Below are 23,958 nucleotides of genomic sequence, written 5' to 3'. Positions count from 1 at the left end.
TAAGTATGCTATAATAAAGATAATGCAGGAACTGTTGTTTCTGATAGAAGTAGAACTTCTGATAGATATGCAGATTATTAAAAAGAGTGGTTAAATTTCTTATTCTAGTTTTGGCGCCCATTATTTCACTTGTTTTTTTTAAGGCTTTCAGCAATATAGGACTCTCTTTTTTCTTCATTATAAATAGATAGCAGGAGCTTATATTGTCTCTAGCTAAATTGTGTCCGCAGTGCGGACACAATTGGAAATGTTCTGTAAAATTTTCGATACCAATTTAATTCGAAGTATGGAAATCTAATTTCGTACTGATACTACTCTTCTTCTGCAAGATATTTATTAAGCAAGTACTGTAACTCTATCTTTTCCTGCCGTTCAATTAGTAAAAATAAACGTGTTTAAATTAGTACATTAGGTTGTGTTAAAATTAGTAAACACAGTCAGTTAAAGAAACCAATAATAATATACTTTTTTAGTGTCCATGTTAATTGCGTCCGCAATGCAGACGCAATTGAAAATGTACTGCAAAACTTGTGATATCGTTTAACTTGCTTTTTTCTCTAAATGGATTTAAGTTCTTTAAGAATCTTTAAATTCAGAAGTTTCTTGGTAAGTGAATGTCACTTAAATTTAGATTTCAGTTTTTCCATATCTTCCATTATATTGACATCCAAAACCTTTGCGTAATGCTGTGTCTGCTTGGTATTGGTGTGTCCCATCATTGCTGAAACGTTTTCGAGCCTTACTCCATTCCCTAAAGTGACAGTAGTGGCAAAGGTGTGCCTAGCAACATACCACGTGAGATGTTTGTCTATGCCGCAGGCATCAGCAATTTCCTTAAGATAAGCATTCATTTTCTGATTGGAAATTTTCGGAATAAGACCTTTCTGCTGATTTTTGTATTTAGAAATAATTTTATCAACAGTAGGCAGTACTGGGACATTGGCTCTGATGGCGGTTTTGGCCCTGTTGGTCATAATCCATAAGTTTCCGTTTGAATCTTCGGATAAGTTTCTTTCGGTTAGATCCATTGCATCGACAGGTGCATATCCTGTGTAGCAGCTGAAAAGGAATATTTCCTTGACCTTTTCCAGACGGGGCGTTGAAAATATTTTATTCTCGATTGTATTCAGTTCCAGCTGGGTTAGGAAAACAGCATCTTTTACGCTTAACCTTCCATCATATACGTTGAATGGGTTTTTTATGATCAAATCCATTTTAATAGCATAATTACAGGCAGTTTTATACATTTTCATATATTTTACCACCGAATTGTTTTTGATGCCTTTCTGGTCTTTAAAACTGCTCTCATATTTAAGGAACTGTTCCAGTTTAAAGACAAACGAACTTGATATTTCAGATGCGGGCATATCTTCTTTTTTGTAGGTACTTGTGATGAAAGCCAAAAGTAAATCCGTCGCTCTTTTGTACTTCTGCAGTGAAGCGGCTGCGCGTTCTCCAGAATTGACTCTTTTGGTAAAGAATATATTGTATGTTTCCATAATTTCAATTATGGTAGGGCCTTGAGGCTGGCCGATTTTGGCTTTTCCTGTAAGTTCAGCTTTTAGCAATTCTAAGTCAACGTCAGGATCAATTCGGAAAAGTTCGGTAAACTTCTTTTCGGCATTAAGCTGCATGAGATCAAGAGAGCTTTTGATTACCTTTTCTTTTTCCGCCTTCAGTGTATTTTTCAGATGGTTTGTCTGGATCCATTTTTCTTTCGAGATATATTTTCCCGAGGCGATTGTAATTGTTTTGTTTTTATAAGAAAGCCTTAGAATAATAGAGCTTTCTCCATCGCGGTTAACTCTGCCGGATTTTAGCAGAAAAATTGTTTTTAACATGTTATCTAATTTTAAAATTAATAATCAAATTGAATTAATAATTTTAAGAGAGCCCATTAATAGCAGGGAATTCCCGGGGAATTCTTTTATTTTAGTGGTCCAATTTTGAGAAAAAAGATCTGAAAAAAAGTGGGACACTGATTGTGCTACCATTCTTTGACAAAACATGTGCTTTTTGAAAAGTCTGCAAAAACGAAAAAGCCTTTAAACACTAGTGTTTAAAGGCTTTTGACTTTTAAAGTTTCTTCTGAAACTTCTACTGGCGGAGAAAGAGGGATTCGAACCCCCGGACCTGTTACAGTCAACAGTTTTCAAGACTGCCGCATTCGACCGCTCTGCCATTTCTCCAGTATGTTGCTATCATTTCCTGATTGCGAGTGCAAATATAAGACGGTTTTCTGATTATAAAAACTTTTTTCGAGGTTTTTTTAAAGTAATTTTCAAGTGTCTAGTTATCAGTGTTTACAAAATGAATTTTTTGAAAATTTTATTCTAAATCGTCTAAAATTGGTACCGGTTTTTTGTTTTCATCGACGGCGACAAAGGAAAAAGTTCCTGAAACTACCGTTTCACGAAGCTCTGAATACATTTGCTCCATGAAAATATCGACATGAATTTTACAACTTGTTCTTCCAACACTAATTACTTTTGCAACTAATTCGATTAAAGTTCCGGCTGGAATTGCTTTTTTGAAATCAATTTGACCAGTTGAAATGGTTACAACTTTTTTACGACTGAAACGTGTCGCACAAATAAAGGCAACTTCATCCATGAGATGAAGCGCTGTTCCTCCAAATAAAGTGTCATAATGATTGGTAGTACTCGGGAAAACGGCTTTAAAAATTCTTGTTTCCGATTTTATAATTCTTTCTTCTATTGTTCCCATGAATTAGTAATTTACGTACTCAGTTATCTCCAAACCGTATCCAATCATTCCAACACGTTTTGTTTGCTGCGTATTTGAAACTAATCTAATTTTTGAAATATCAATATCATGAAGAATTTGGGCTCCAATTCCGTAATCTTTACTATCGATAATTATTTTTGGTGCTTTTAATGTTCCTTCTGATTGTAAAGCTTTAAGTTCAGAAATTCTATTTAATAGATTAACTGCAGTCATGTCCTGATTAATAAAAATAATAGCTCCTTTGCCATTTTCATTAATAACTTTAAACATATCGTCTAATTGCTGTTCGGCATTGTTTGTTAAAGTGCCTAATAAATCATTGTTAACTTGTGATGAGTGGATTCGGGTTAAAATAGGTTCACCTAAGTTCCATGTTCCTTTTGTTAATGCAATGTGGATTTGTTTATTTGTAGTTTGTTCGTAAGCTCTCAGTCTAAAAGTTCCAAAACGGGTTTCAATATCAAAATCTTCTTTTTTAACAATCAGACTGTCATGCTGCATTCGGTAAGCGACCAAATCTTCAATTGAAACTAGTTTTAAATTGAATTTTTTTGCTACTTCAATAAGTTGAGGCAAACGAGACATCGTTCCGTCTTCATTCAAAATTTCGCAGATCACACCTGCAGGTTTAAAACCCGCTAGTCTTGCAAAATCAATTGCAGCTTCAGTATGTCCTGTTCTTCTTAAAACACCACCTTGTTTTGCAATTAATGGAAAGATATGTCCAGGACGAGCTAAATCATGAGGTTTTGTATTGGCATCAACTAAAGCTTGAACCGTCTTTGATCTGTCTGCTGCAGAAATACCTGTTGTAACTCCGTGGCCTTTTAAATCTACAGAAACTGTAAAAGCAGTTTCCATATGATCTGTGTTATTGGTTACCATGGCGCGTAAATCAAGTTCTTTACAACGACTTTCTGTCAGTGGTGTACAAATTAATCCACGTCCGTGTGTAGCCATAAAGTTGATCATTTCAGGAGTTACTTTTTCGGCTGCAGCCAAAAAATCACCTTCATTTTCGCGATCCTCATCATCGACTACAATGATAACTTTACCTTGACGAATATCTTCTATAGCTTCTTCAATGGTATTGAGTTGTATTTTTGTTGACATAATTATTATTTGTTTTTAGCAGTAAAAAACCGCTCGGAAATTTTTTGAAATAGTTGTGATATTGGCGTTGTTATTGCGTCAAAATTTATTAAACCATTATCGTTTGTTGCACGATAGGTTAATAAAATGGCCAATGGAGATAATATAAAAGATGACATCCATGATCCTAAGAAAGGAGTCATACCGCCTTCTTGCGAAAGCCTTTTTCCAAAAGTATTAATGAAGTGGAAAGTAATAAAAATTAATACCGCAAATACAATCGGTAATCCTAATCCACCTTTACGGATAATCGCACCCAATGGGGCTCCAATAAAAAACATTAAAAAACAGGCAAAAGCAATCACAAATTTCTCGTATAATGCACTGAGATGTTTGTTAATTTCACGTTGCTTGTCTTTTAAATCTTTTTGTGTTGCTTCAATGGAATAAACATTGCTGGTTACATTACTGCTGGCCATTTTTAGAATATCCAATTTTTGCTTATTATTATATAATGATAAAAGATTATTGGGTAATTGCTTTTTCTTTATATTGGTTTTGACTGGTATTGGGATTTTTTTGATTCCCACGCGTTGATTGATGTTTTCTGAAAAAGAAATAATTTCATTATCCAGATTTTTATTTAAAGAGTCTAGTGTGTAGCGTAATTCATTAACATTCAGCATTCCGTTGGTGCTGTTTACACTTTCTTTATCTTCATCAACTTTATTCAGTTCCGACAAATCAATATTGATGATTTGTTTTTTGAAAGCTGCTTTTACAAATGGAAGTTTAGCACGGTCTTCGTATTTTTTTGGTGTAACATCTTGATAATAATAACCATCATTTAAAACCAGTTTCAAAATACTGGATTTTTCATTACTGATTAATTTACCATTTTTAGCTTTAATAACGGTTTTGTTTTCACCGACATTATTATTTTTTTCATGGATCGTTACGCCAGTGAGGATATTTCCGTTTTCGCCTGATTTTTTATTTACCTTAATATTATAAGTGCCAACATCATTAAACTGACCTTCAGCAATTGCCATGGCAGGTTTAGCCTGTGCAATATTTTTTCGGAAATTAACAAATTTATACTCTGCGTATGGAATTACATTATTGGCAAACCAAAATGCAACAATACTTAAAACACAAATAAATACGATTAAAATTCGCATTGCTCTTTGAAGTGAAATTCCAGAGGATTTCATAGCAGCAAATTCATAATTTTCGGCTAAGTTTCCAAAACTCATGATTGAGGCCAATAACACAGATAGCGGTAAAACTAGCGGAATAATTCTCGGCATTGAGAATAATAAAAATTTCACAACCAGAATAAGATCAAGGTCTTTACCAGCAAGTTCTGCTATAAAAAGCCATACTGTTTGAAGTATGAATATAAAAAAAAGGATTACGAATACCGTAGTAAACGTAATCAGAAATGTTTTTAGTAAGTATTTGTCTAAAATTTTCAACCCGTAATTAATCTAATTTGTTGATGTAGTATTTTGGATATTTGCTCGCTACAAAGGTAAATTGATTTTTTGATAAAGGCTGATTGGTTTTAAAAGAATTAACGGTTAAAGTTGTTTTTGTTCCGTTTTTTCCAGTTTCGATCAAATTGTAAATGTGTTTTGTCTGAACGTCAATGCCTAAAAGAATTTCTTTTCTTTGGTCTTTACCGCTTGTCGGAACTAATTTTATGTACTGAATTTTTCTCCCCTTAACATTCTGAACAATATCCATGTTGTATTTGTATCCAGAATTAAAAAAAGTAAGCATTTTTGAAGGCGTAATAGCATTGTCATCTTTCTCGTTTACTTTAGAAATAGTAACTTCTTCGTCTTCAGGATTTATTGTATAGGTTTTTTGCCCGTCGAATATTTTAGTAACACCCATGAAATTCAAAACATATTGATTACCTTTCATTGTTACATTTCCTTTACTGTCTTGATTAATGTTTTCTTTAGCATTATTCAAAGAGTATTTAAAATCGATAACAATATTGTCGTAACTTTTTATTTTAGTCGTTACTTCGTTCAATAAATCTTTGGCTTTTTTATCCTGAGCCTGAGTTGAAGTGAAGCTCAAAAGCAATATTGCAGCGATTTGAAAACACTTTTTAGTCATGTTAGTGATAGAATTGTTTCTGATTTCCTGAATTTTCGTTTTCATGATGGGGTTAATTTTGTTCATTATTAAAAAATTGATCAAGAGCACTTAAGTCTAAAATGTTCACACTTCTAGCTTTACTGCCTTCAAAAGGACCAACAATTCCGGCTGCTTCCAATTGATCAATCAATCGCCCGGCTCTGTTGTAACCTAATTTTAATTTTCTTTGCAGTAATGAAGCAGAACCTTGCTGTGCATTGACAATAATCTCTGCAGCCTCTCTAAATAAGGTGTCTCTTTCGGAAATATCTATATCAAGATTGATGCCACTTTCTTCTCCAATGAACTCCGGAAGCAAATATGCTGTGGCATACGCTTTTTGTCCGCCAATAAAATCTGTAATTTTTTCAACTTCAGGAGTGTCAATAAATGCGCACTGTACACGCACAACATCGTTTCCGTTTGTGTATAATAAATCTCCTCGTCCAATCAATTGATCTGCACCTTGAGTATCTAAAATTGTTCTTGAGTCAATTTTTGAAGTTACCCTAAAGGCAATTCTGGCAGGGAAATTCGCTTTAATCAAACCTGTAATTACGTTTACAGAAGGTCTTTGTGTGGCAATAATTAAGTGAATACCGATAGCACGAGCCAGCTGAGCCAAACGCGCAATCGGAATTTCGACTTCTTTTCCGGCGGTCATAATCAAATCGGCAAACTCATCGACAACCAAAACGATATAAGGTAAAAATCGGTGACCGGCTTCTGGATTTAATTTTCTCGCTTTGAATTTATCGTTGTACTCTTTAATGTTACGCACCATCGCGTCTTTTAATAAAGAATAACGATTGTCCATTTCAGTACAAAGCGAATTTAAAGTATTGACAACTTTTGCATTATCTGTAATAATAGCATCTTCTGTATCAGGAAGTTTGGCTAAATAATGTCTTTCAATTTTATTGAAAAGTGTAAGTTCTACCTTTTTCGGGTCAACCAGAACAAATTTTACTTCTGCTGGATGTTTTTTGTATAAAAGAGAAGTCAAAACCGCATTCAATCCAACCGATTTTCCTTGTCCAGTTGCACCCGCCATCAATAAGTGAGGCATTTTGGCCAAATCGACAACAAAAGTTTCGTTTGAAATTGTTTTTCCTAAAGCAATTGGCAGTTCCATTTCAGCTTCTTGGAATTTTGCAGCTCCAATAACACTTTTCATAGAAACCATAGTTGGGTTCTTATTCGGAACCTCGATACCAATTGTTCCTTTTCCTGGAATTGGCGCAATAATACGAATTCCTAAAGCGGATAATGAAAGCGCAATATCATCTTCTAAACTTTTAATTTTCGAAATCCTGATTCCGGCTTCCGGTACAATTTCATATAAAGTTACCGATGGTCCAACGGTCGCTTTAATCTGTGCAATTTCAATTTTGTAGTTACGAAGCGTATCTACAATTTTGTTTTTATTTTCTTCTAATTCTTCCTGATTAATAGTAATTCCGCCCGTCGAGTATTCTTTTAATAAATCGATAGTTGGGAATTTGTAATTCGAGAGATCTAAAGTTGGGTCAAACAAACCAAAATCGGCAACTAGGCGTGAAGCCAGATTTTCTTCAATAATATCTTCTTCTTCAGCTTTTTCGATCACAAATTCTTCAGTGTGAACTGGAGTTGCAACGGTTGCAGGATTGATATTCATTTGAACAGGTTTTAAAACCGGATTTAAATCAATTTCTGATGAATTTGAAATAGTTGGTTTTAAAGCTTCTTTGTTGATTTCGAATTGGGAGTCAACTGTTTTTAAGTGAATGTTATCCAATTCAGGATCTTCTTCTTCCTCAATTGCAAATTCTTCTAAATTATAAGCGCTTTCAGGTTGTAGTGGTTGTTGTTGAATTGGTTTTATAGATTCTAATTCTGAATTGAATTCCTTTTTAGTTGAATCAAAATAAGATTGAATTTTTTCAGGAGATACTTTTATTTTGAAAATCAAATAAACGATCAGTCCAAAAAGCAAGCTAAGTAAAGTTCCTGTTTTTCCAATGTAATCCTGAAGAAAAAGATTTAACTCATAACCAATTGTTCCTCCTAATTCTGGAGCCGATGTAGCGAAAAATCCAAAAAGAACAGAAACAACAATCATAGCAAATAAATCCCAAAACCAAGTGTTTTTTAATTTTTTGGTCGAAAGTTCCAATGCCAAAAACAATCCAGTCAAGAAAAAGAGACGGACAAAAATGAATGAAGCAATTCCAAAGCCTCTGTAAACAATAAGATCAGCAAGAAAAGCCCCGAATTTTCCGAGCCAGTTCTGTACTACTTCGTCTCGGTCACCAAGACTGTTGACGGCGCTTTGGTCTGTCTGCCATTGTCCGTTAACGTAAAACGAAATAAACGCAACCAATAATGCGATTGAAAAGAGTACCAAAAGGCATCCCAAAACAAACTTTTGTTGTTTGGTTAATTTCCAAGACCTAATGCTCTCGACTTTTGATTCGGTTTTTTTCTCTGCAGTTTCTTTTTTTGTTTTTGCCATTCTTGCGTTCCTTGCCTATATAAATTTTGGGATATAAATAATTAAGCCAATCGCTATTGCTGTCATTGCTGCAAAAAATACCGCTCCGGCAGCAATATCTTTAATAAAACCGATTCGTCTGCTATAATCTGGATGAATAAAATCGGCAATTTTTTCAACTGCTGTATTCAATCCTTCAACACTTAAAACTAAGCCAATAGCCAATGTTTGGCAAAGCCATTCGGTTTGTGAAATATGAAAATAAAAACCAGCTATGGTCATGATAATTCCCAATGAGAATTGAACCATAACACTGTGTTCTGTTTTAATCAATTTTACAGCTCCTTTAAAAGCGTAAGTAACACTTTTTAAGCGACCTGTAACAAATGTATTATCTTTTTGAAACTCCATTTATTGGAAAATATTATAGTGCTGCTAAAGCTGCTTCGTAATTTGGTTCGTTTGCAATTTCTGCTACTTGTTCTGTGTGAAGAACTTTTCCGTCAGCATCTACAACAATGATTGCTCTTGAGTGTAAACCTGCTAATGGTCCGTCAACGATTTCTAATCCGTTTGCTTTACCAAAGGCACCAGTTTGGAAATCTGATAAGTTTACTACATTTTCTAAACCTTCAGCACCGCAAAAACGTTTTTGAGCAAAAGGTAAATCTCTTGAAATACATAAAACAGTAGTATTTTCTAATCCGCTTGCACTTGCATTGAATTTTCTAACAGATGTTGCACAAGTTCCTGTATCAACGCTTGGGAAGATATTTAAAACTAATTTTTTACCAGCGAAATTGCTTAATGAAGCAACTGATAAATCGTTTTGTACTAATTTGAAATCAGCTAATTGTGATCCAACTGCTGGTAATTCGCCTGATGTATGAACTGGATTTCCTCCTAAAGTTATTGAAGCCATGATTTTTGTTTAAATTAATGAGGTTCAAAAGTAAGGATTAATATTTGAATCTAAAAGTATTTGTTAAGCGTTTAAGGATAGATTAAGGTTGGTTTTTGGATGGCTGAAAATTCATGAATTTATTTAATAATTTTAGATTTTAGAACGTAAATTTTAGATTTACTACGCTTGTCACTGACTAAAAACTTCAATTGAAACCGTTTGCCCGCGAGAGGGATGGGAGCTGGCTACCGAAGTAGCGCGGACAGCCCGACAGCATCCCGATAAAAGGGCGCATATGCGCAAAGTGAGTTAGCCCTTTTATTGGGATGGTGGCTCGCCCTGATTATTATATTTTAGATTTAGTTTGTCAGACTGAAAACAAAAAAAGCGTCTCCAAATAGAAACGCTTTCTCAGTCTTGTTTTTTTGTTTTTTATTTGAAAAAAAGGCCGATTTATTTATTGATCGAACCTAAAACACGTTTCATAAACGTATTCAGGGCTTCTTTTTTATCTGTTCCTTGAGCTACAAGTTTTTGTACTTCAAGTGCGCCGTACATGTTTGAAATCAATTCGCCAATTACATCTAATTCTTCATCTTTAAGAGAAGGAATTTCAGTCATAGCTTCTAGAACTTCGATCGTTTCAATGATATAATCCTGATCGTTTTCTTCGATGAATTGCGTTAAATGCTTTATTACAGGTAATTTCATAATTTTTTGTTTAAGCGTTAAATCGTTTTTTTGTTTAATCGATTAAACGAATAAACAAATAACCAATTAAACAATAGCGTTTACAAGATCGATTAAAACTTCTTGTTTGTTAGTTTGCGTTTCGCCAACTAATTGCCCGTTTACGAAAGTTGCAAATGTTGGCAGGTTGCTCACATTAGCTAATTTTCTTGATTCAGGAGAATTTTCTGCATCAACCAAAACAAAAGTGATAGCTTCATTTTCTGTTGCTAATTTTTTGAATTTTGGTTTCATAATACGACAATTTCCACACCATGAAGCTGAATATTGTACTACTACTTTTTCATTTTTAGCAACTAAATCTGCTAACGTATCTTCGTTTAAGTCGATTAACATAATTTTTATTTTTTAGACACTAAGTTGCTAAGATGCTAAGTTTGCCCTCGAACCGAATAACTTTATGTGGATTTATTTGATTTTTTTTTAAGTCATTGAGATTCTAAGATCTAAGTTTAATCTTAGAATCTCTTGACTTTTATTGTAGAATGTATCTAAGTTTCGAAAGTTAAGTTAAAAAACTTAGCATCTTAGAACCTTAGTATCTTAGCAGCTTAATTAGCGCTTAAATATTCAGCAGTACTTAGTCTGTCAGCAGACATTGCTTCTTTACCAGCTTCCCAGTTTGCTGGACAAACTTCACCTTTAGTTTGGATGTGTGTGTAAGCGTCAACCATTCTTAAGTATTCGTTTACGTTACGTCCTAATGGCATGTCATTTACACTTTCGTGGAAGATTTTTCCAGTTTCGTCAATAAGGTAAGTAGCTCTGAAAGTTACGTTTGAACCTTCGATGATAACTGAATCAGTTTCTTCGCTGTACTCTGTAGAATCAATATCTAAAATTCCTAAAATGTTAGATAAGTTACGGTTTGTATCAGCCAAGATTGGGTAAGTTACACCTTCAATTCCACCATTGTTTTTTGGCGTGTTTAACCAAGCAAAGTGAACTTCGTTAGTATCGCAAGAAGCACCAATTACGATAGTATTTCTTTTTTCGAATTCTGGTAATGCAGCTTGAAAGGCGTGTAATTCAGTTGGGCAAACAAAAGTGAAATCTTTTGGGTACCAAAACAATAATACTTTTTTGTTGTTGTTTACTGCTTCTTCAAAAATGTTGATTTTTAAATTATCACCCATTTCTGAGATAGCATCTACTGCAATACTTGGGAATTTTTTTCCTACTAAAGACATATTTTTCGTTTTACGTTAAAAATTTATTTCTGGTGCAAAAGTAGGGCATAAGTACAGGTACTTACAATAAGATGTGATTATAAAAATTTATAAGTTGATAAATTTTGACTATTTAAGATTTTAACTTATTGGATATCAATGTTTACTGGGGGGATTCCGTTTGAAGAAATTTTATCTAAAAATTGAATTCCTGCAGTTTTCTGAAATTCCTCAAAATCCTGATACGCCTGAATTAATCCTGAAGCCTTTTTAAGGTTAGGAATTATTGGTAAAACGTATGGATTTCCGAAAACGTAAACGATACATTTTTTGGTTTGAAGCAAATCAGAAAGCAATTCTAAAACTTCGTTGTCAATTTCGAAATTGTTCATTGGTTTTGCCTTTGGAACAAATAATGAAATAATAATCGTTTCAAAAATTTCTAATTCTTTTTTGATGGATGAAATATCCGAAACTTCTAAGTTTTCAAAAGCAAATTCTGGTGAAGATAATTTTGAATTTAAAGTTTTAAAGAAAGTGTTTTTAGTATTTTTATATAAACTCAGTTTAGCAAGTTTGTTGTTTTTTTGCGCTTCAAAAGCTAATTCTGCACTTGAATTATCAATGATTTTAGTAATTGAATTTTGAGCAACTTCCAGATTTAATTCTGATGTTTTGTTGAAATCTAATTCGCCCGAAGCAGTAGTATTTCCAGAAAGAATTCCGGCTTTTTCTTTCGCTTTCATAATTCGGTTAAAGCTTTCTTCGATTCGTTCTGGCGAAGCATTTTTCAGAATTTCTTCAATTCCTTCCGGAACATTTTCGGCGAAGCATAAAACATCGTTTCCAGCGTTGAAAGCTTCCCATTCTAAATGACCTTTTGTTTCGTATAATTTTGAAACGCTGTGCATATTTAAGGCATCAGAAATTACCAAACCGTCATAACCTAATTTATCACGCAATAAATCCTGAATAACAGCTTTTGATAAAGTTGCCGAAGTATCTTTTCCATCATTTAAACTCGGAACAGCCAAATGTCCAATCATAATTGAATCGACATTATTTTCAATTCCTTTTATAAATGGATATAATTCGTTTTCCATTAATTCTTCTAAAGTTTCCTTTAAAACTGGTAATCCTAAATGCGAATCAACATTGGTATTTCCGTGTCCGGGAAAATGTTTCAGACAGCCTAAAACACCAACTTCTGACATTCCTTTTAAATATTCAACAGAAAAATCGGCTACTTTTTCTTTGTTTTCGCCGAAAGAACGATAACCAATAACAGGATTATTTGGATTATTGTTGATATCTGCCAAAGGCGATAAATTATACTGAATTCCGGCCGCTTTTAAATCCAATCCAATTTGTTTTCCAACTTCGTAAACTAAATCCGATTTGTTTTCTGGCAAAGCGCCAAGTGTGATCGCGTATGGATATTGCGGTGTTTTTTCGATTCGCATTGCCAAACCCCATTCCGCATCAATACTAATTAAAAGTGGAGTAGAAGCGGCTTTTTGATAACGAACAATTAAGGCTTTGATTTTTTCGTAGCTGTCATCGTTAAAAACAACTTTTTTCTTGCTTTCATAATTGGTTGCAGCGCTCGCACGACTGTGAAAAAAGGTCAATCCGCCAATGTTATGTTCTTTGATTAAACGTTCGGTTTCCTGAATATTTTCTTCGGTATCGTTTATAAAAACAGCAGGAAAAAAGAATTGTCCCACTTTTTGGCGTAATGCTTCGGCAGTAATTTTCATTATTATAAAGTCTTTTTCATACAGACACTATTATCCATTTTTTCATAAGGTGGATAATTTGGAATTATGGTATAATTTAATTTTTGATATAAGTTGATGGCTTCGGGCTGGTTTTTTCCGGTTTCCAGAATAGTATAAGTATAGCCCACTTCTTTGGCCCAGATTTCTAATTCGACTAAAATTTTTGAGGCAATTCCTTTATTTCGAAAATCAGGATGAACATACATTCTTTTGATTTCGGTTTTATCGCTTTCTTTTTCGCGAAAAGCGCCACAACCAACAGGAATGTCATTTTCGTAATAAACAATCGTATGTTTTATTTTATCAGTTTTGTTAAACTGATTATAAAACGCATGATCGTCTCCGTCTCTAATTGCCAGATCTTTATCTAATAAAGCAACGAGATTTATAAAATCGATATCATCTGAATTGGTTCGTTTTAAATTACTCATCTTATAGCAGTTTAAAAAGTATTTTATTTCAGTTTAGCCTTTTTCTGCTTAGCCAATTGTTTTTTAGTTTCAAGTGCTTTTTCCAATCGGTTTTTAAAGCGGAAAAGTTTTGGCAATCCTTCCAATCTATCTACGAGTGTAATTTCCTCGTAAACGATAATTGCTTTTTCTAAAATCCTGATTTCATTTTCAAGATCAAGCTGATTTTTGTAGATCGTAGCTAATCGATCGTAAGGATGGTTTCCTTTAAAGCTTTCTGCGACATTTTCCTCATACAATTCAATTGCTTTTTCAAGATTTCCGTTTTTTTCGAACTCAGCACCTTTAAGGTTTCGTTCGGCCTGCAAATTTTCATTGATTTCCATAGGTAAAAGTTTGATTTGGGGTTAAACTTCTTCTGATTTTTTCCCAAAATCTTTTGGGAAAGTTAAAAAACGTGATAAAATAAGACCTGGTATTGTAGCTAATAGAACCCAAATGAAGAAGTTGCCATAGCCTAAATATTCTTGAATATAACCGCTTACCATTCCCGGTAACATCATTCCCATTGCCATAAATCCGGTTGCTAATGCATAATGAGCTGTTTTTGATTCTCCTTCGGCAACATGAATTAAATACATCATAAATGCAGCAAATCCAAACCCGTAACCAAATTGCTCAATTATAACAACGGCATAAATATAGTAAATTGATGAAGGATGAAAATAAGCTAATAAGATAAAACCAATAATTGGCAGGTGCATCGTTAGAATCATTGGAAGCATCCATTTGGTTAATCCTTGTTTTGAAATTGCAATTCCTCCAAGAATTCCTCCTAATGTTAATGCAATCAGACCGCAGGTTCCGTAGATTATACCAATAGTTTTGGTAGTAAGTCCCATTCCACCAACTTGAATATCTTTTTGGACTCCTTTAGAAGCAATTAATTCGTTTACAAAATTAATTCGAGCTTTATTTGCTTTTTCGTATTCTATTTTGTCTTTATTTTCTACTTCTTCTAATAGTTTTCCTTCATCTCTCATTTGCACTAAAATCGGAAGCTTAGAATACAATAATTGTAATTCAGATTCAGATAATTTTTCTCCTTTTATAACTTTTGAATTGTATAATTCTAATGCTTTTGCCTGATTATCATCTGTTCCTTTTTCTACTAACTCATATCTTAAAGGATCTATTAAAAAAGGAGTCAACATTTTAATTAATTGAGATTCTCCTAATCGGAACAATAAAATAAAGGAAAGGATAAGAACAATTTGTTTTTTCTTGAAAAAGCTCACAAATACAGAACCGAAACTTTGATTATGAACCACTTTTTTATTTTCAACTGTATTGATTTCATTTTTTGGAGTAAAAATGAAATTATAAATGGTGATAAAAGTCATTAATAAACCAACGCCAATCATAGTATACGACCAAGCTTTAGTATTATCGCCGTATTTTTCTTCTAAATTTCCTGCGAAAAGCACCACTAATCCATTTCCTGCAAGCATAGAAAGTCTGTAAAAAGTGCTTCTAATCCCGATAAAAAAAGATTGTTTGTCTTCTGGTAATACCAATAAATAAAAGCCATCGCTTGCAATATCATTTGAAGCAGATGCAAAAGCGGCAACCCAGAATAAAGCTAATGTAGTATAAAGAAAACCGTTGGTAGGAATCGCAAATCCGACAATTAAAAAAAAGATTGAAATGGCTAACTGCATCGTGATGAACCAATCTCTTTTAGTTCCGATTAATTCAATAAGTGGACTCCAAAGTGGTTTTATAACCCATGGCAGATATAATAAACTTGTCCAAAGACCAATATCTTTATTTGAAACTCCCAGATCTTTATACATAATTACCGAAACGGAAATAATTATAGCATAAGGCAGTCCAGAAGCAAAATTAAGAAGCGGAATCCAGAACCAAGGTTTATTATCTGTTTTCATTAGGTTGATTTGGTGTATAGTTTTTAAATGGCTTTTTTAAATCTAATGCAGTTGGCGTGCTTTCGTTGGCAAAATAATCAATAAAAGTGAAAGCACAGGCTTTAAAAAGATTTAGTTTTCCTCCAGCAATCGAAAAAGTGATTTTTCCATCAACTTCTTTTACAGTAACTTTTTCAACGATTTTTGTAGCATCATTAATATCGATTTTTGAAACATGATCGCCACCATAAAGCACCATATAACGCACTTTTGTATTTAGCGCACTTTTGATTGTAAAAGTATATTTTATGCTGTCTTTTGTATATTCAAGAACTTGAGGCGTGTCAATAATAACACGTTTTAAATTTGGAACAGCTGCAGGAAGAGCAGGATATTTATATTGATTTTCCTCAAGATGACGAACTACATCAAAATTTTTATTCATGAACCATTTTGAGCTGAAGTAAGCACTTCCGGAAACATTTTTAAAGGTTCTCAAAAAGTCAATTTGAGTTGGAATTTCCTGCATAAAATTCCAGCTTTTGTCGCCATCGCCTCTAATTTTATAAGAAGCATGACCAATGTAAATTGCAGTATTATTGGAGTTTTCAGACCACCATTTTACTAATTTAGAATAAGAAGCTCTCGGATTATTCATGCTCCAATATAATTGTGGCAGAATATAATCAATCCATTTTTGATCCATCCATAATATTGGATCCGCATACAAATCATCATAATTTGAAGTCGATTGTGTTTCAGAACCTCTAGGATCCTGAGATTTATTTCGCCAAACTCCAAACGGACTAATTCCGAATTGAACCCACGGTTTGCTTGCTTTTATAGTTGTAGAAATGGTATGCACAAAATTGCTCACATTTGCACGGCGCCAGTCAGAAAGACTAAAGCCTGCTCCGTATTTTTTGTATGAAGCAGAATCATTAAAAACTTTTCCAGGAACGGCGTATGGATAAAAATAATCATCGAAATGAATCGCGTCAATGTCGTATTTGTCTACGACTTCTTTTACGACTTTCGTCAAATGTTCCTGAACTTGAGGTAGAGCAGGGTCATAGTAGTATTTTCCACCGTATTCGATCATCCATTCTGGATGTTTGAAAAGATCATGTCCTGGGCTTAAAAGGTTTTTATTCAAATCGAAAGTTGCTCGATATGGATTTAGCCAAGCGTGAAATTCAAATCCACGGTTGTGTGCCTGCTCGATCATCCATGCCAAAGCATCGTAATAAGGATTTGGAGCCAAACCTTCTTTTCCTGTCAAAAATCGCGACCAAGGCGCCAATTCAGAAGGATAAATTGCGTCGCCCACGCTTCGAACCTGAACAATAACGGCGTTATAATTTAGTTTTTTATACGTTTCTAGAATTTCAAGATAATCAGCTTTTTCCTTTTCAACGTTGTCATTGGCAGTTTTAGGCCAGTCAATATTAACAACCGTAGCAATCCATACACCTCTGAATTCGTTTTTAGGATGCAGTATTTTTTCCTGTGCAGCGGATTTCCATCCAAAGAAAAACAAAAATATGATAGAGTATAGTAAGTGCTGATTTTTATGCATTTCAATCTTTAATTTAACAAAAACCAAAAATAGGTTTAATTTTTTTTCCGCCACGAATTCACGAATTTTATTTTTAAAATCATAATGCAATTAACATAATTCGTTTAATTAATCACGTTTTTTTCGCATAGATTATAAACAAATTCGTGAATTTGTGGCTATCTTTTAATCAGGGAGCGAAATTTTTCCCATTGTTACCGATGGAATTCCTTTTTTTGAACCAAAATTATAATTTCCTCCAGCAACAGTTTCATTCGCCAAAACAGCAAACAAAACAGCTTCTTTTGCATCGCCTGAAATTCCGAGAACGTCGCTTTTTTCAAATTTACAAGATAATAATTCCTGTAACCAACTCACCAATAACGGATTTCGTGCGCCACCGCCCGACATATAAACTGTAAACTCTTCGATTGGTGTTTTAGTATTTTCTACTACAAACAAAACCGCTTCTGCAATCGTCTCGGCACTAAGGCGCGTTAAAGTAGCCAGCAAATCTGGTGCCGAAATGTTTTGTAAGCCTAATTTTACTAAAGCCGAGTTCACAAAATCATGGTTGAATAATTCCTGACCAATTGTTTTTGGGAAACTTTTTTGGAAGAATGCGTCGCTTTTTAATTCGTTTAAAAGTACTTTATTTACAATTCCGGTTTTAGCGATTTCAGCATCTTTATCGAAACTTTTTTCAGAGAAAAACTGTTTAGTGAAAATATCAATTAAAGTATTTGCCGTTCCGGTATCGGTTACAAAAACGTCGCCGGCGTTTTGTGAAGCTGGCAAATAAGTGAAATTTGCTATTCCGCCCATATTCAGCATAATTCGGTTTTCACCTTTTTTGCTAAATAACAAATAATCGCCATATACCGCCAAAGGTGCGCCTTCACCGCCTGCTGCAACGTGTTTTTGTCTAAAATCTGATAATGTTATAATTCCGGTTTTTACGGCAATATGATCGCCGTCGCCAATTTGCAAAGTTGCATTTGGAAATTTTTCCTGCTGATGCAAAAACTTTGGCGCATGCAAAACCGTTTGTCCGTGTGAAGCGATTAAATCAACTTCGCTAGCGGGAATATTCCATTTTGAAAGACAATCGTTGATCATTCCGGCGTGCAAATCGGCAATCCATTCGTTTAGCAAAACCAAATGCTGAAAATCGATTGTTTTTTTAGCAAAGACTTTTCTGATTTCGTTTTTAATGTCTTCGCTGTAATCGATGGTTTCAAATTGCTCGATTTTTACAACCGTGTTTTCGCCTTCGCCGGAAACTTCACAAAGCGCCAAGTCAAGTCCGTCAAGCGAAGTTCCTGACATTAAACCGATTATTTTTCGGGTTTCTTTTTGGGCGATTTCGTAAAGAGCTTTTATATTTTTATTCATTTCGAGTAATCTTAAAAATGCATTTAATTTGGAAACGCTAAAATGGGATTTTTTACATATAAATATAAGTAAACTTAGAGATTTATTTTAAAACGTTATTTGTAATTGTTTTTAAACACATAGCTATGCGTGAAATCTTGATTTATTTGATTCTTTTATTGAGTTCCGAAATTATGTTTCTATCTGTTTAAATAAAAACGCAATGGGTCAAATAAAACTTACATCGCTTTTTATATATTTGTTTCTAAACCAATTAAATTTTAAACCATGATTTATATCATTATCCCTTTTGTTTTTCTACTAATCGGAGTATTCGCTTACAATTCCCTAATCGAAAAAAGAAATAATGTTACGAATGCTTTTTCGGCAATTGATGTAATGCTGAAAAAGCGTTTTGATTTGATTCCGAATCTAGTTGAAGTAGTAAAACAATACACCAATTACGAACAAAGTACCTTAACTAAAATTGTAGAACTTCGTGCAAAAGCAACTTCAGGTTCTTTGACTGAAGCCGAAAAAGCGAGTTTAGATACCGAATTGAGTACAGCCGTAAAAGGTTTAATGGTTACAGTTGAAAATTATCCGGACTTAAAGGCTAATACAAATTTCCTAAACTTACAAAGTACCTGGACAGAAAGCGAAGAACAAATTGCTGCTGCCAGAAGAACTTATAATGCTTCAGTTACGAGTTATAATAACGCAATTATGATGTTCCCTGGAAATCTAATTTCTGGAATGCTGAATTTTACCAAAATTGATGTTTTGGAAACTGCAGAAGAAGAGCGTAAAAATATTAGTGCAAAAGAACTTTTCAATAATTAATGGATTCAGAAATTAACACCAATACAGCCTTGCAAGAGGTTTTGAATACATTAGAAATTGACCGAAAAAAGATTGCCGAAACTTACAAGACCTGTTATATTTTATTTGGACTTGCTTTTGTGCTTCTGATAGTTGGTTTTTTTATTCGAATTCCGATTATTGGTTTTCTGGGATTTGCAGCTTCTGGTATTACTGGTATTGTAATGTATTTTCAAATAGAAGATACTGCTGTAAAATACAAAGTTGCTTACAAAACTAATGTAGTGGCAAAGGCATTGAAAAACATCAATGAAAGTTTGATATTAACGCCACAAAGCGGACTTCCGGAATATGAGTTTATAAGTTCTGAGCTTTTTACAACAAAGCCGGATCGTTATAAAACACAGGATTTAATAAGCGGAACAAATGATAAAACTTCTTTTTGGTTTGCCGAAGTTCACGCTGAATATAAAACAGAAACCCGCGATAAAAACGGAACTAAAACGCATTGGCATACGATTTTTAAAGGAATTGTTTTTGTAGCCGATTTCAATAAAAACTTTGAAGTTTCGACGGTTGTACGTCCAAAAGGTTATGGAGAAGCTTTTAGTTCGTGGTTTTCTAAAAACGTTTTTAGTTTTGGAAACAGCGAAGTAGTGGAATTAGAAAACACGGAATTTGATAATAAATTTGCAACCTATTCCAGAAACCAAATTGAGGCGCGATATATTTTAACGCCAGCAATGATGGAAAGAATTTTGGATTTAAATAGTAAATGCGATGAAACAATTTCGGTCTCGTTTATAAGTTCGAAAATGTATATTGCTTTTCCGTTGTCTCACAATTATTTTGAAGCGCCTATTCATTCGACGCTTTTAGATCCTGATTTGCTTACCAATGATATTTCGATTGTAAAATTCATGCATGATATTGTTCATGAACTAGATTTGAATACTAGGATTTGGGGGAAGGCGTAGATTTTTTTTATATAAAATATTTTAGACCGTTTAATAGATTTTGATTTATTAAACGGTTTTTTATTTTTAAGATAATCCTTTGATGTTCACGAGTAAGATAATCACGAAGCAATAGAGGCTAAAGTCGGGAATGTTTTTATATAAATGGGTAATATAATTACAAAAATTACCCGATAGCGCGGATTTGCAATCCGTGCCCGCAATGGTTGAACGCAAGAAAAGCTAAAAAAAATACACTCTGCTGTCAGTTCAGGATATTTCAAAATTTTGTTATACTCGCTAATTTTTTTTAAATTTGAGTAAATGAATTACTCAAAATAGAAAGTCACACACTCATGTTGTCCGTTAGACTTATTCGGGAAATTATCCCTACAGGATTTTCAAACAGATGACAAAATGTTGCAATACATAAATCATTAAGACATGAGTTACGAAAAAATCAAAGAAGAATTTATTAAAAGTGCGGAAGCGTATATAAACGCAAAGCGCCAACCTTTTGAAAAGTTATCAGGTATGGAACTAATAGATGCAAAATCTCATTATCTGGATAATTTTCAAGATTACATTATGCACCTAAATTTTACATTGAATGCATTGATTGAAGAGCATTCGATAGCTTTTCAAACACTTGAAGAGGCAAATGCTTTTCAAACTTATATCAAGCCAACTTTTGGAATTCTTGCTGTAAAGTTTACAGAAGGACTTCTGGATTAAATTTCAAAAAGAAAAACCTAAATTCCAACTCCAAAAAACAATCACAAAAAAACCTTAGAACCTTAGCATCTTAGAACCTCAGAACCTAAAAAAATAAGTATTTTTGTGAAATCATATTCAGAAAAAATGTCAATACTTAAGGATTTAGAGCAATTAGCCGGCGAAATTGAAGGCACACTTTTATACGATGATCTTCATAAAACACTTTATTCGACAGATGCATCGGTGTACCGGATTCGGCCAAATGCGGTGGCTTTACCTAAATCTGTGGCAGATATCAGCAGATTAATTCGCTTTGCGGGCGAACATAATATTTCGGTTACGCCAAGAACGGCCGGAACTTCACTTGCGGGGCAAGCTGTTGGCGACGGACTTGTGATTGATGTTTCGAAGCATTTCACCAAAATATTAGGTTATGATGCCGAGAAAAAAACGGTTACGGTTCAGCCCGGCGTTATTCGCGATGAACTGAATTTGTTTTTAAAACCTCATGGCGTTTTCTTTGCGCCCATCACATCTACTTCAAACCGTGCCATGATTGGCGGAATGGTAGGAAATAATTCATCTGGAACAACTTCAATTCGTTATGGTGTTACGCGCGATAAAATTGTTGAGGTAAAAGCGATTTTGAGCGATGGATCGGAAGTGGCTTTTGGCGAATTGACTTCGGCGGAATTTATCGAGAAAACCAAAGGCGATTCTTTAGAAAATAAAATCTATAAAAGCGTTTACGACGAACTTTCGGTAAAAGAAAATCAGGAAGAAATTATAAAAGAGTTTCCGAAACCGGAAATTCATAGACGAAATACAGGTTATGCAGTTGATATTCTGTTAAGATCAGAATTATTTGGCGGAACAGAACCGACAATAAACCTAGGGAAATTACTTTGCGGAAGCGAAGGAACTTTGGCTTTTACAACCGAAATTACTTTAAAAGTCGACGATTTACCGCCAGCGCATAGTATTATGGTCGTTGGACATTATCATACGATTCAGGAATCTTTAGAATCTGTTGTCGTGGCGATGAAACATCATTTGTACACTTGCGAAATGATTGATGACACGATTTTGGATTGTACGAAAACGAATCGTGAACACATTAAAAACCGTTTCTTTTTGGTTGGAGAACCAAAAGCGATTATGCTTTTTGAAGTCGCATCGCATACTTTAGAAGATGCAGAAAATCAAGCCAACGCTTTAATTGCTGATTTAGAAAAACATAATTTCGGTTACGCGCTCGTAAAAATTTACGGTCCTGATATTGATAAAGCCAACGAACTGAGAAAAGCCGGACTCGGACTTTTAGGAAGTATTGTGGGCGACAACAAAGCAGCAGATTCTATTGAAGATACAGCTGTAGAATTAAGTGATTTACCGGCTTATATTGCAGAGTTTTCGGCGATGATGTTAAGTCACGGACAGGAAGCGATTTATTACGCACACGCCGGTGCGGGAGAATTGCATTTGCGTCCGGTTTTGAATTTAAAGAAAACGGAAGATCTAAAATTATTCAGAACCATTGCGACCGATGTGGCTCATTTGGTAAAAAAATACCGAGGTTCGTTAAGCGGTGAACACGGTGATGGAATCGTGCGCGGAGAATTTATTCCGTTTATGATTGGCGATAAGAATTACGAATTGCTGAAAAGAATCAAATTAGCTTTTGACCCGAATTCGGTTTTAAATATCGGGAAGATTGTCAACGCCTTGAAAATGGATGAAAATCATCGTGTAGTTTCGGGTAGAGTAGAACCGGATATTAAAACGTTTCAGGATTTTTCAGATAGTTTAGGAATTTTGCGAGCAGCCGAAAAATGTAACGGTTCTGGCGATTGCCGAAAAATGCCATCGGCAGGAGGAGCGATGTGTCCGAGTTATCGTGCGACGCGAAACGAGAAAGAAACCACGCGCGCTAGAGCAAATGCTTTACGCGAATATTTGACCTATTCTGAAAAAGAAAACAAATTTGACCAAAAGGAATTATACGAAGTTTTTGAGTTGTGTGTAAGCTGTAAAGCTTGCGCAAGCGAATGTCCAAGTAATGTTGACGTTGCGACTTTGAAAGCCGAATTTTTATACCAATACCAAAAAGCAAACGGATTTTCGACCAGAAACAAGATTTTTGCCAACAACGCAAAATTGAACAAAATGGGAAGCAAATTCCCGTCGATTACGAATTTTATTTCGAATCAGTCATTGGTGAAAAAAACAATGGGAATTGCGCCCGAAAGACAAGTGCCGCTTTTAGCGAAAAAGACTTTCAGAAAATGGTATGAAAATAACAAACCTAAAAATGTCGATTTTCCAAACGGACAATTGTATTTGTTTGTAGATGAATTTACCAATTATTATGACGTAAATATCGGGATTGACGCTTTCGAATTATTGACGAAATTAGGTTACGAAGTTGTAATCGTAAATCATGAAGAAAGTGGAAGAACTTATTTATCAAAAGGATTTTTGGAAGAAGCAAAAAAGATTACCGATATCAATATCAATATTTTTAAAGATTTGATTTCCGCGAAAGCGCCCTTAATCGGAATTGAACCTTCGACAATTTTGACTTTTAGAGATGAGTATTTACGATTGGCATCGGATAAAGAAAGCGCGGAAAGAATTTCGCAAAATGCTTTTACAATCGAAGAATTCTTCAAAAAAGAAATCATCGACGGAAAAATAACACCAGATTCTTTCTCTGAGGAAACTAAAGAAATCAAGATTCACGGACATTGTCATCAAAAATCGTTAAGTTCTGTTGAAGCGACTTTTGTGATGCTGAATCTTCCAAAAAATAATACGGTTACGATTTATAATTCAGGTTGCTGCGGAATGGCGGGATCTTTTGGTTATGAAAAAGAACATTATAAAGTGAGTATGCAAATGGGTGAGGATACGCTTTTCCCAAAAGTTAGAAATACTGCCGAAAATGTGAAAATTGCTGCTGCAGGAACAAGTTGCCGTCATCAAATTTATGATGGAACAAAACGTGAAGCACAGCATCCGGTTAGTATTTTGAGAAGTTGTTTAAAGTAAAGTTTAACCGCAAAGTTCACAAAGCTTTACGCAGAGAACGCAAAGATTTTTTCTCCCACAGATTTAGC

At 34.3% G+C, this 23,958-nt stretch carries 21 protein-coding genes and 1 tRNA gene; 4 read left to right on the top strand and 18 right to left on the bottom strand.

The window, feature by feature from the left end; translation table 11 throughout:
• Positions 1 to 617: 617 nt before the first annotated feature.
• From FN795_RS06080 to FN795_RS05995, 18 genes are all read right to left on the bottom strand, one after another.
• Positions 618 to 1,841 carry a site-specific integrase gene (locus FN795_RS06080; protein ID WP_142449822.1) on the bottom strand — a complete coding sequence of 408 codons (1,224 nt, stop codon included), beginning with the start codon at positions 1,839 to 1,841 and terminating at the stop codon, positions 618 to 620.
• Between the two features lie 260 nt (positions 1,842 to 2,101).
• Positions 2,102 to 2,189, bottom strand: a tRNA-Ser gene (locus FN795_RS06075).
• Positions 2,190 to 2,328: 139 nt separating this feature from the next.
• Complete coding sequence (locus tag FN795_RS06070) at positions 2,329 to 2,727, bottom strand: acyl-CoA thioesterase (RefSeq protein WP_035649282.1); 399 nt, start codon at positions 2,725 to 2,727, stop codon at positions 2,329 to 2,331.
• A 3-nt stretch (positions 2,728 to 2,730) separates the two neighbouring features.
• Positions 2,731 to 3,861 (bottom strand): 3,4-dihydroxy-2-butanone-4-phosphate synthase, encoded by a 1,131-nt coding sequence (gene ribB / locus FN795_RS06065; RefSeq protein WP_035649279.1) that lies wholly within the window; start codon positions 3,859 to 3,861, stop codon positions 2,731 to 2,733.
• A gap of 5 nt (positions 3,862 to 3,866) precedes the next feature.
• Positions 3,867 to 5,318 (bottom strand): LptF/LptG family permease, encoded by a 1,452-nt coding sequence (locus FN795_RS06060; RefSeq protein WP_035649276.1) that lies wholly within the window; start codon positions 5,316 to 5,318, stop codon positions 3,867 to 3,869.
• 7 nt (positions 5,319 to 5,325) lie between these two features.
• A complete protein-coding gene (locus FN795_RS06055; protein WP_238567983.1) occupies positions 5,326 to 6,018 on the bottom strand; it encodes a LolA family protein in 693 nt (230 codons plus the stop codon).
• A gap of 7 nt (positions 6,019 to 6,025) precedes the next feature.
• Positions 6,026 to 8,491 carry a DNA translocase FtsK gene (locus FN795_RS06050; RefSeq protein WP_142449820.1) on the bottom strand — a complete coding sequence of 822 codons (2,466 nt, stop codon included), beginning with the start codon at positions 8,489 to 8,491 and terminating at the stop codon, positions 6,026 to 6,028.
• Positions 8,492 to 8,506: 15 nt separating this feature from the next.
• The gene (locus tag FN795_RS06045) at positions 8,507 to 8,881 is read right to left on the bottom strand and encodes a diacylglycerol kinase (RefSeq protein WP_012024181.1); all 375 of its coding nucleotides are present in this window, start codon (positions 8,879 to 8,881) and stop codon (positions 8,507 to 8,509) included.
• A 13-nt stretch (positions 8,882 to 8,894) separates the two neighbouring features.
• Positions 8,895 to 9,392, bottom strand: coding sequence for a thiol peroxidase (gene tpx, locus FN795_RS06040; protein WP_035649269.1), 498 nt, complete (start codon positions 9,390 to 9,392; stop codon positions 8,895 to 8,897).
• A 435-nt stretch (positions 9,393 to 9,827) separates the two neighbouring features.
• Entirely contained in the window at positions 9,828 to 10,085 is a 258-nt protein-coding gene (locus FN795_RS06035; protein WP_142449819.1) for a DUF6952 family protein, read from the bottom strand.
• Positions 10,086 to 10,151: 66 nt separating this feature from the next.
• A complete protein-coding gene (locus FN795_RS06030) occupies positions 10,152 to 10,460 on the bottom strand; it encodes a thioredoxin family protein (protein ID WP_008462030.1) in 309 nt (102 codons plus the stop codon).
• A 215-nt stretch (positions 10,461 to 10,675) separates the two neighbouring features.
• Positions 10,676 to 11,314 carry a peroxiredoxin gene (locus tag FN795_RS06025; protein ID WP_035649265.1) on the bottom strand — a complete coding sequence of 213 codons (639 nt, stop codon included), beginning with the start codon at positions 11,312 to 11,314 and terminating at the stop codon, positions 10,676 to 10,678.
• Between the two features lie 125 nt (positions 11,315 to 11,439).
• Positions 11,440 to 13,053, bottom strand: coding sequence for a glycoside hydrolase family 3 protein (locus FN795_RS06020; protein ID WP_142449818.1), 1,614 nt, complete (start codon positions 13,051 to 13,053; stop codon positions 11,440 to 11,442).
• Positions 13,054 to 13,055: 2 nt separating this feature from the next.
• Positions 13,056 to 13,505 (bottom strand): GNAT family N-acetyltransferase, encoded by a 450-nt coding sequence (locus tag FN795_RS06015; RefSeq protein WP_142449817.1) that lies wholly within the window; start codon positions 13,503 to 13,505, stop codon positions 13,056 to 13,058.
• A gap of 23 nt (positions 13,506 to 13,528) precedes the next feature.
• Positions 13,529 to 13,870: a hypothetical protein gene (locus FN795_RS06010; RefSeq protein WP_142449816.1), complete on the bottom strand. Its 342-nt coding sequence runs from the start codon at positions 13,868 to 13,870 to the stop codon at positions 13,529 to 13,531.
• A 21-nt stretch (positions 13,871 to 13,891) separates the two neighbouring features.
• Positions 13,892 to 15,433 (bottom strand): MFS transporter, encoded by a 1,542-nt coding sequence (locus tag FN795_RS06005; protein WP_142449815.1) that lies wholly within the window; start codon positions 15,431 to 15,433, stop codon positions 13,892 to 13,894.
• Positions 15,420 to 16,991 carry a glycoside hydrolase family 10 protein gene (locus FN795_RS06000; protein WP_142449814.1) on the bottom strand — a complete coding sequence of 524 codons (1,572 nt, stop codon included), beginning with the start codon at positions 16,989 to 16,991 and terminating at the stop codon, positions 15,420 to 15,422. Before FN795_RS06000 ends, FN795_RS06005 begins: the two co-directional genes overlap by 14 nt.
• 165 nt (positions 16,992 to 17,156) lie before the next feature.
• Positions 17,157 to 18,365, bottom strand: a complete 1,209-nt coding sequence (locus tag FN795_RS05995; RefSeq protein WP_142449813.1) for an anhydro-N-acetylmuramic acid kinase — start codon at positions 18,363 to 18,365, stop codon at positions 17,157 to 17,159.
• A 267-nt stretch (positions 18,366 to 18,632) separates the two neighbouring features.
• On the opposite strand from FN795_RS05995, the gene FN795_RS05990 reads away from it, so the two are divergent.
• The 4 genes from FN795_RS05990 to FN795_RS05975 all read left to right on the top strand — a co-directional run bounded on the left by FN795_RS05990 (position 18,633) and on the right by FN795_RS05975 (position 23,890).
• Entirely contained in the window at positions 18,633 to 19,187 is a 555-nt protein-coding gene (locus FN795_RS05990; RefSeq protein WP_142449812.1) for a LemA family protein, read from the top strand.
• Complete coding sequence (locus FN795_RS05985; RefSeq protein WP_142449811.1) at positions 19,187 to 20,143, top strand: DUF3137 domain-containing protein; 957 nt, start codon at positions 19,187 to 19,189, stop codon at positions 20,141 to 20,143. The genes FN795_RS05990 and FN795_RS05985 overlap by 1 nt, the downstream gene beginning before the upstream one ends.
• 423 nt (positions 20,144 to 20,566) lie before the next feature.
• Positions 20,567 to 20,857 (top strand): hypothetical protein, encoded by a 291-nt coding sequence (locus FN795_RS05980; RefSeq protein ID WP_142449810.1) that lies wholly within the window; start codon positions 20,567 to 20,569, stop codon positions 20,855 to 20,857.
• Positions 20,858 to 20,983: 126 nt separating this feature from the next.
• Positions 20,984 to 23,890: an FAD-binding and (Fe-S)-binding domain-containing protein gene (locus FN795_RS05975; protein WP_142449809.1), complete on the top strand. Its 2,907-nt coding sequence runs from the start codon at positions 20,984 to 20,986 to the stop codon at positions 23,888 to 23,890.
• Positions 23,891 to 23,958: the final 68 nt, after the last annotated feature.

Source organism: Flavobacterium resistens, assembly GCF_900182645.1.
GTDB lineage: Bacteria > Bacteroidota > Bacteroidia > Flavobacteriales > Flavobacteriaceae > Flavobacterium > Flavobacterium resistens.
This window is presented reverse-complemented; position numbering and strand designations above follow the sequence as displayed.

Bases quoted from the DNA above. Each gene is read 5' to 3' on its own strand.
- FN795_RS06080 (WP_142449822.1), bottom strand. From the start codon at position 1,841: ATGTTAAAAACAATTTTTCTGCTAAAATCCGGCAGAGTTAACCGCGAT.
- FN795_RS06070 (WP_035649282.1), bottom strand. From the start codon at position 2,727: ATGGGAACAATAGAAGAAAGAATTATAAAATCGGAAACAAGAATTTTT.
- ribB (WP_035649279.1), bottom strand. From the start codon at position 3,861: ATGTCAACAAAAATACAACTCAATACCATTGAAGAAGCTATAGAAGAT.
- FN795_RS06055 (WP_238567983.1), bottom strand. From the start codon at position 6,018: ATGAAAACGAAAATTCAGGAAATCAGAAACAATTCTATCACTAACATG.
- FN795_RS06050 (WP_142449820.1), bottom strand. From the start codon at position 8,491: ATGGCAAAAACAAAAAAAGAAACTGCAGAGAAAAAAACCGAATCAAAA.
- FN795_RS06045 (WP_012024181.1), bottom strand. From the start codon at position 8,881: ATGGAGTTTCAAAAAGATAATACATTTGTTACAGGTCGCTTAAAAAGT.
- tpx (WP_035649269.1), bottom strand. From the start codon at position 9,392: ATGGCTTCAATAACTTTAGGAGGAAATCCAGTTCATACATCAGGCGAA.
- FN795_RS06035 (WP_142449819.1), bottom strand. From the start codon at position 10,085: ATGAAATTACCTGTAATAAAGCATTTAACGCAATTCATCGAAGAAAAC.
- FN795_RS06030 (WP_008462030.1), bottom strand. From the start codon at position 10,460: ATGTTAATCGACTTAAACGAAGATACGTTAGCAGATTTAGTTGCTAAA.
- FN795_RS06025 (WP_035649265.1), bottom strand. From the start codon at position 11,314: ATGTCTTTAGTAGGAAAAAAATTCCCAAGTATTGCAGTAGATGCTATC.
- FN795_RS06020 (WP_142449818.1), bottom strand. From the start codon at position 13,053: ATGAAAATTACTGCCGAAGCATTACGCCAAAAAGTGGGACAATTCTTT.
- FN795_RS06015 (WP_142449817.1), bottom strand. From the start codon at position 13,505: ATGAGTAATTTAAAACGAACCAATTCAGATGATATCGATTTTATAAAT.
- FN795_RS06010 (WP_142449816.1), bottom strand. From the start codon at position 13,870: ATGGAAATCAATGAAAATTTGCAGGCCGAACGAAACCTTAAAGGTGCT.
- FN795_RS06005 (WP_142449815.1), bottom strand. From the start codon at position 15,433: ATGAAAACAGATAATAAACCTTGGTTCTGGATTCCGCTTCTTAATTTT.
- FN795_RS06000 (WP_142449814.1), bottom strand. From the start codon at position 16,991: ATGCATAAAAATCAGCACTTACTATACTCTATCATATTTTTGTTTTTC.
- FN795_RS05995 (WP_142449813.1), bottom strand. From the start codon at position 18,365: ATGAATAAAAATATAAAAGCTCTTTACGAAATCGCCCAAAAAGAAACC.
- FN795_RS05990 (WP_142449812.1), top strand. From the start codon at position 18,633: ATGATTTATATCATTATCCCTTTTGTTTTTCTACTAATCGGAGTATTC.
- FN795_RS05985 (WP_142449811.1), top strand. From the start codon at position 19,187: ATGGATTCAGAAATTAACACCAATACAGCCTTGCAAGAGGTTTTGAAT.
- FN795_RS05980 (WP_142449810.1), top strand. From the start codon at position 20,567: ATGAGTTACGAAAAAATCAAAGAAGAATTTATTAAAAGTGCGGAAGCG.
- FN795_RS05975 (WP_142449809.1), top strand. From the start codon at position 20,984: ATGTCAATACTTAAGGATTTAGAGCAATTAGCCGGCGAAATTGAAGGC.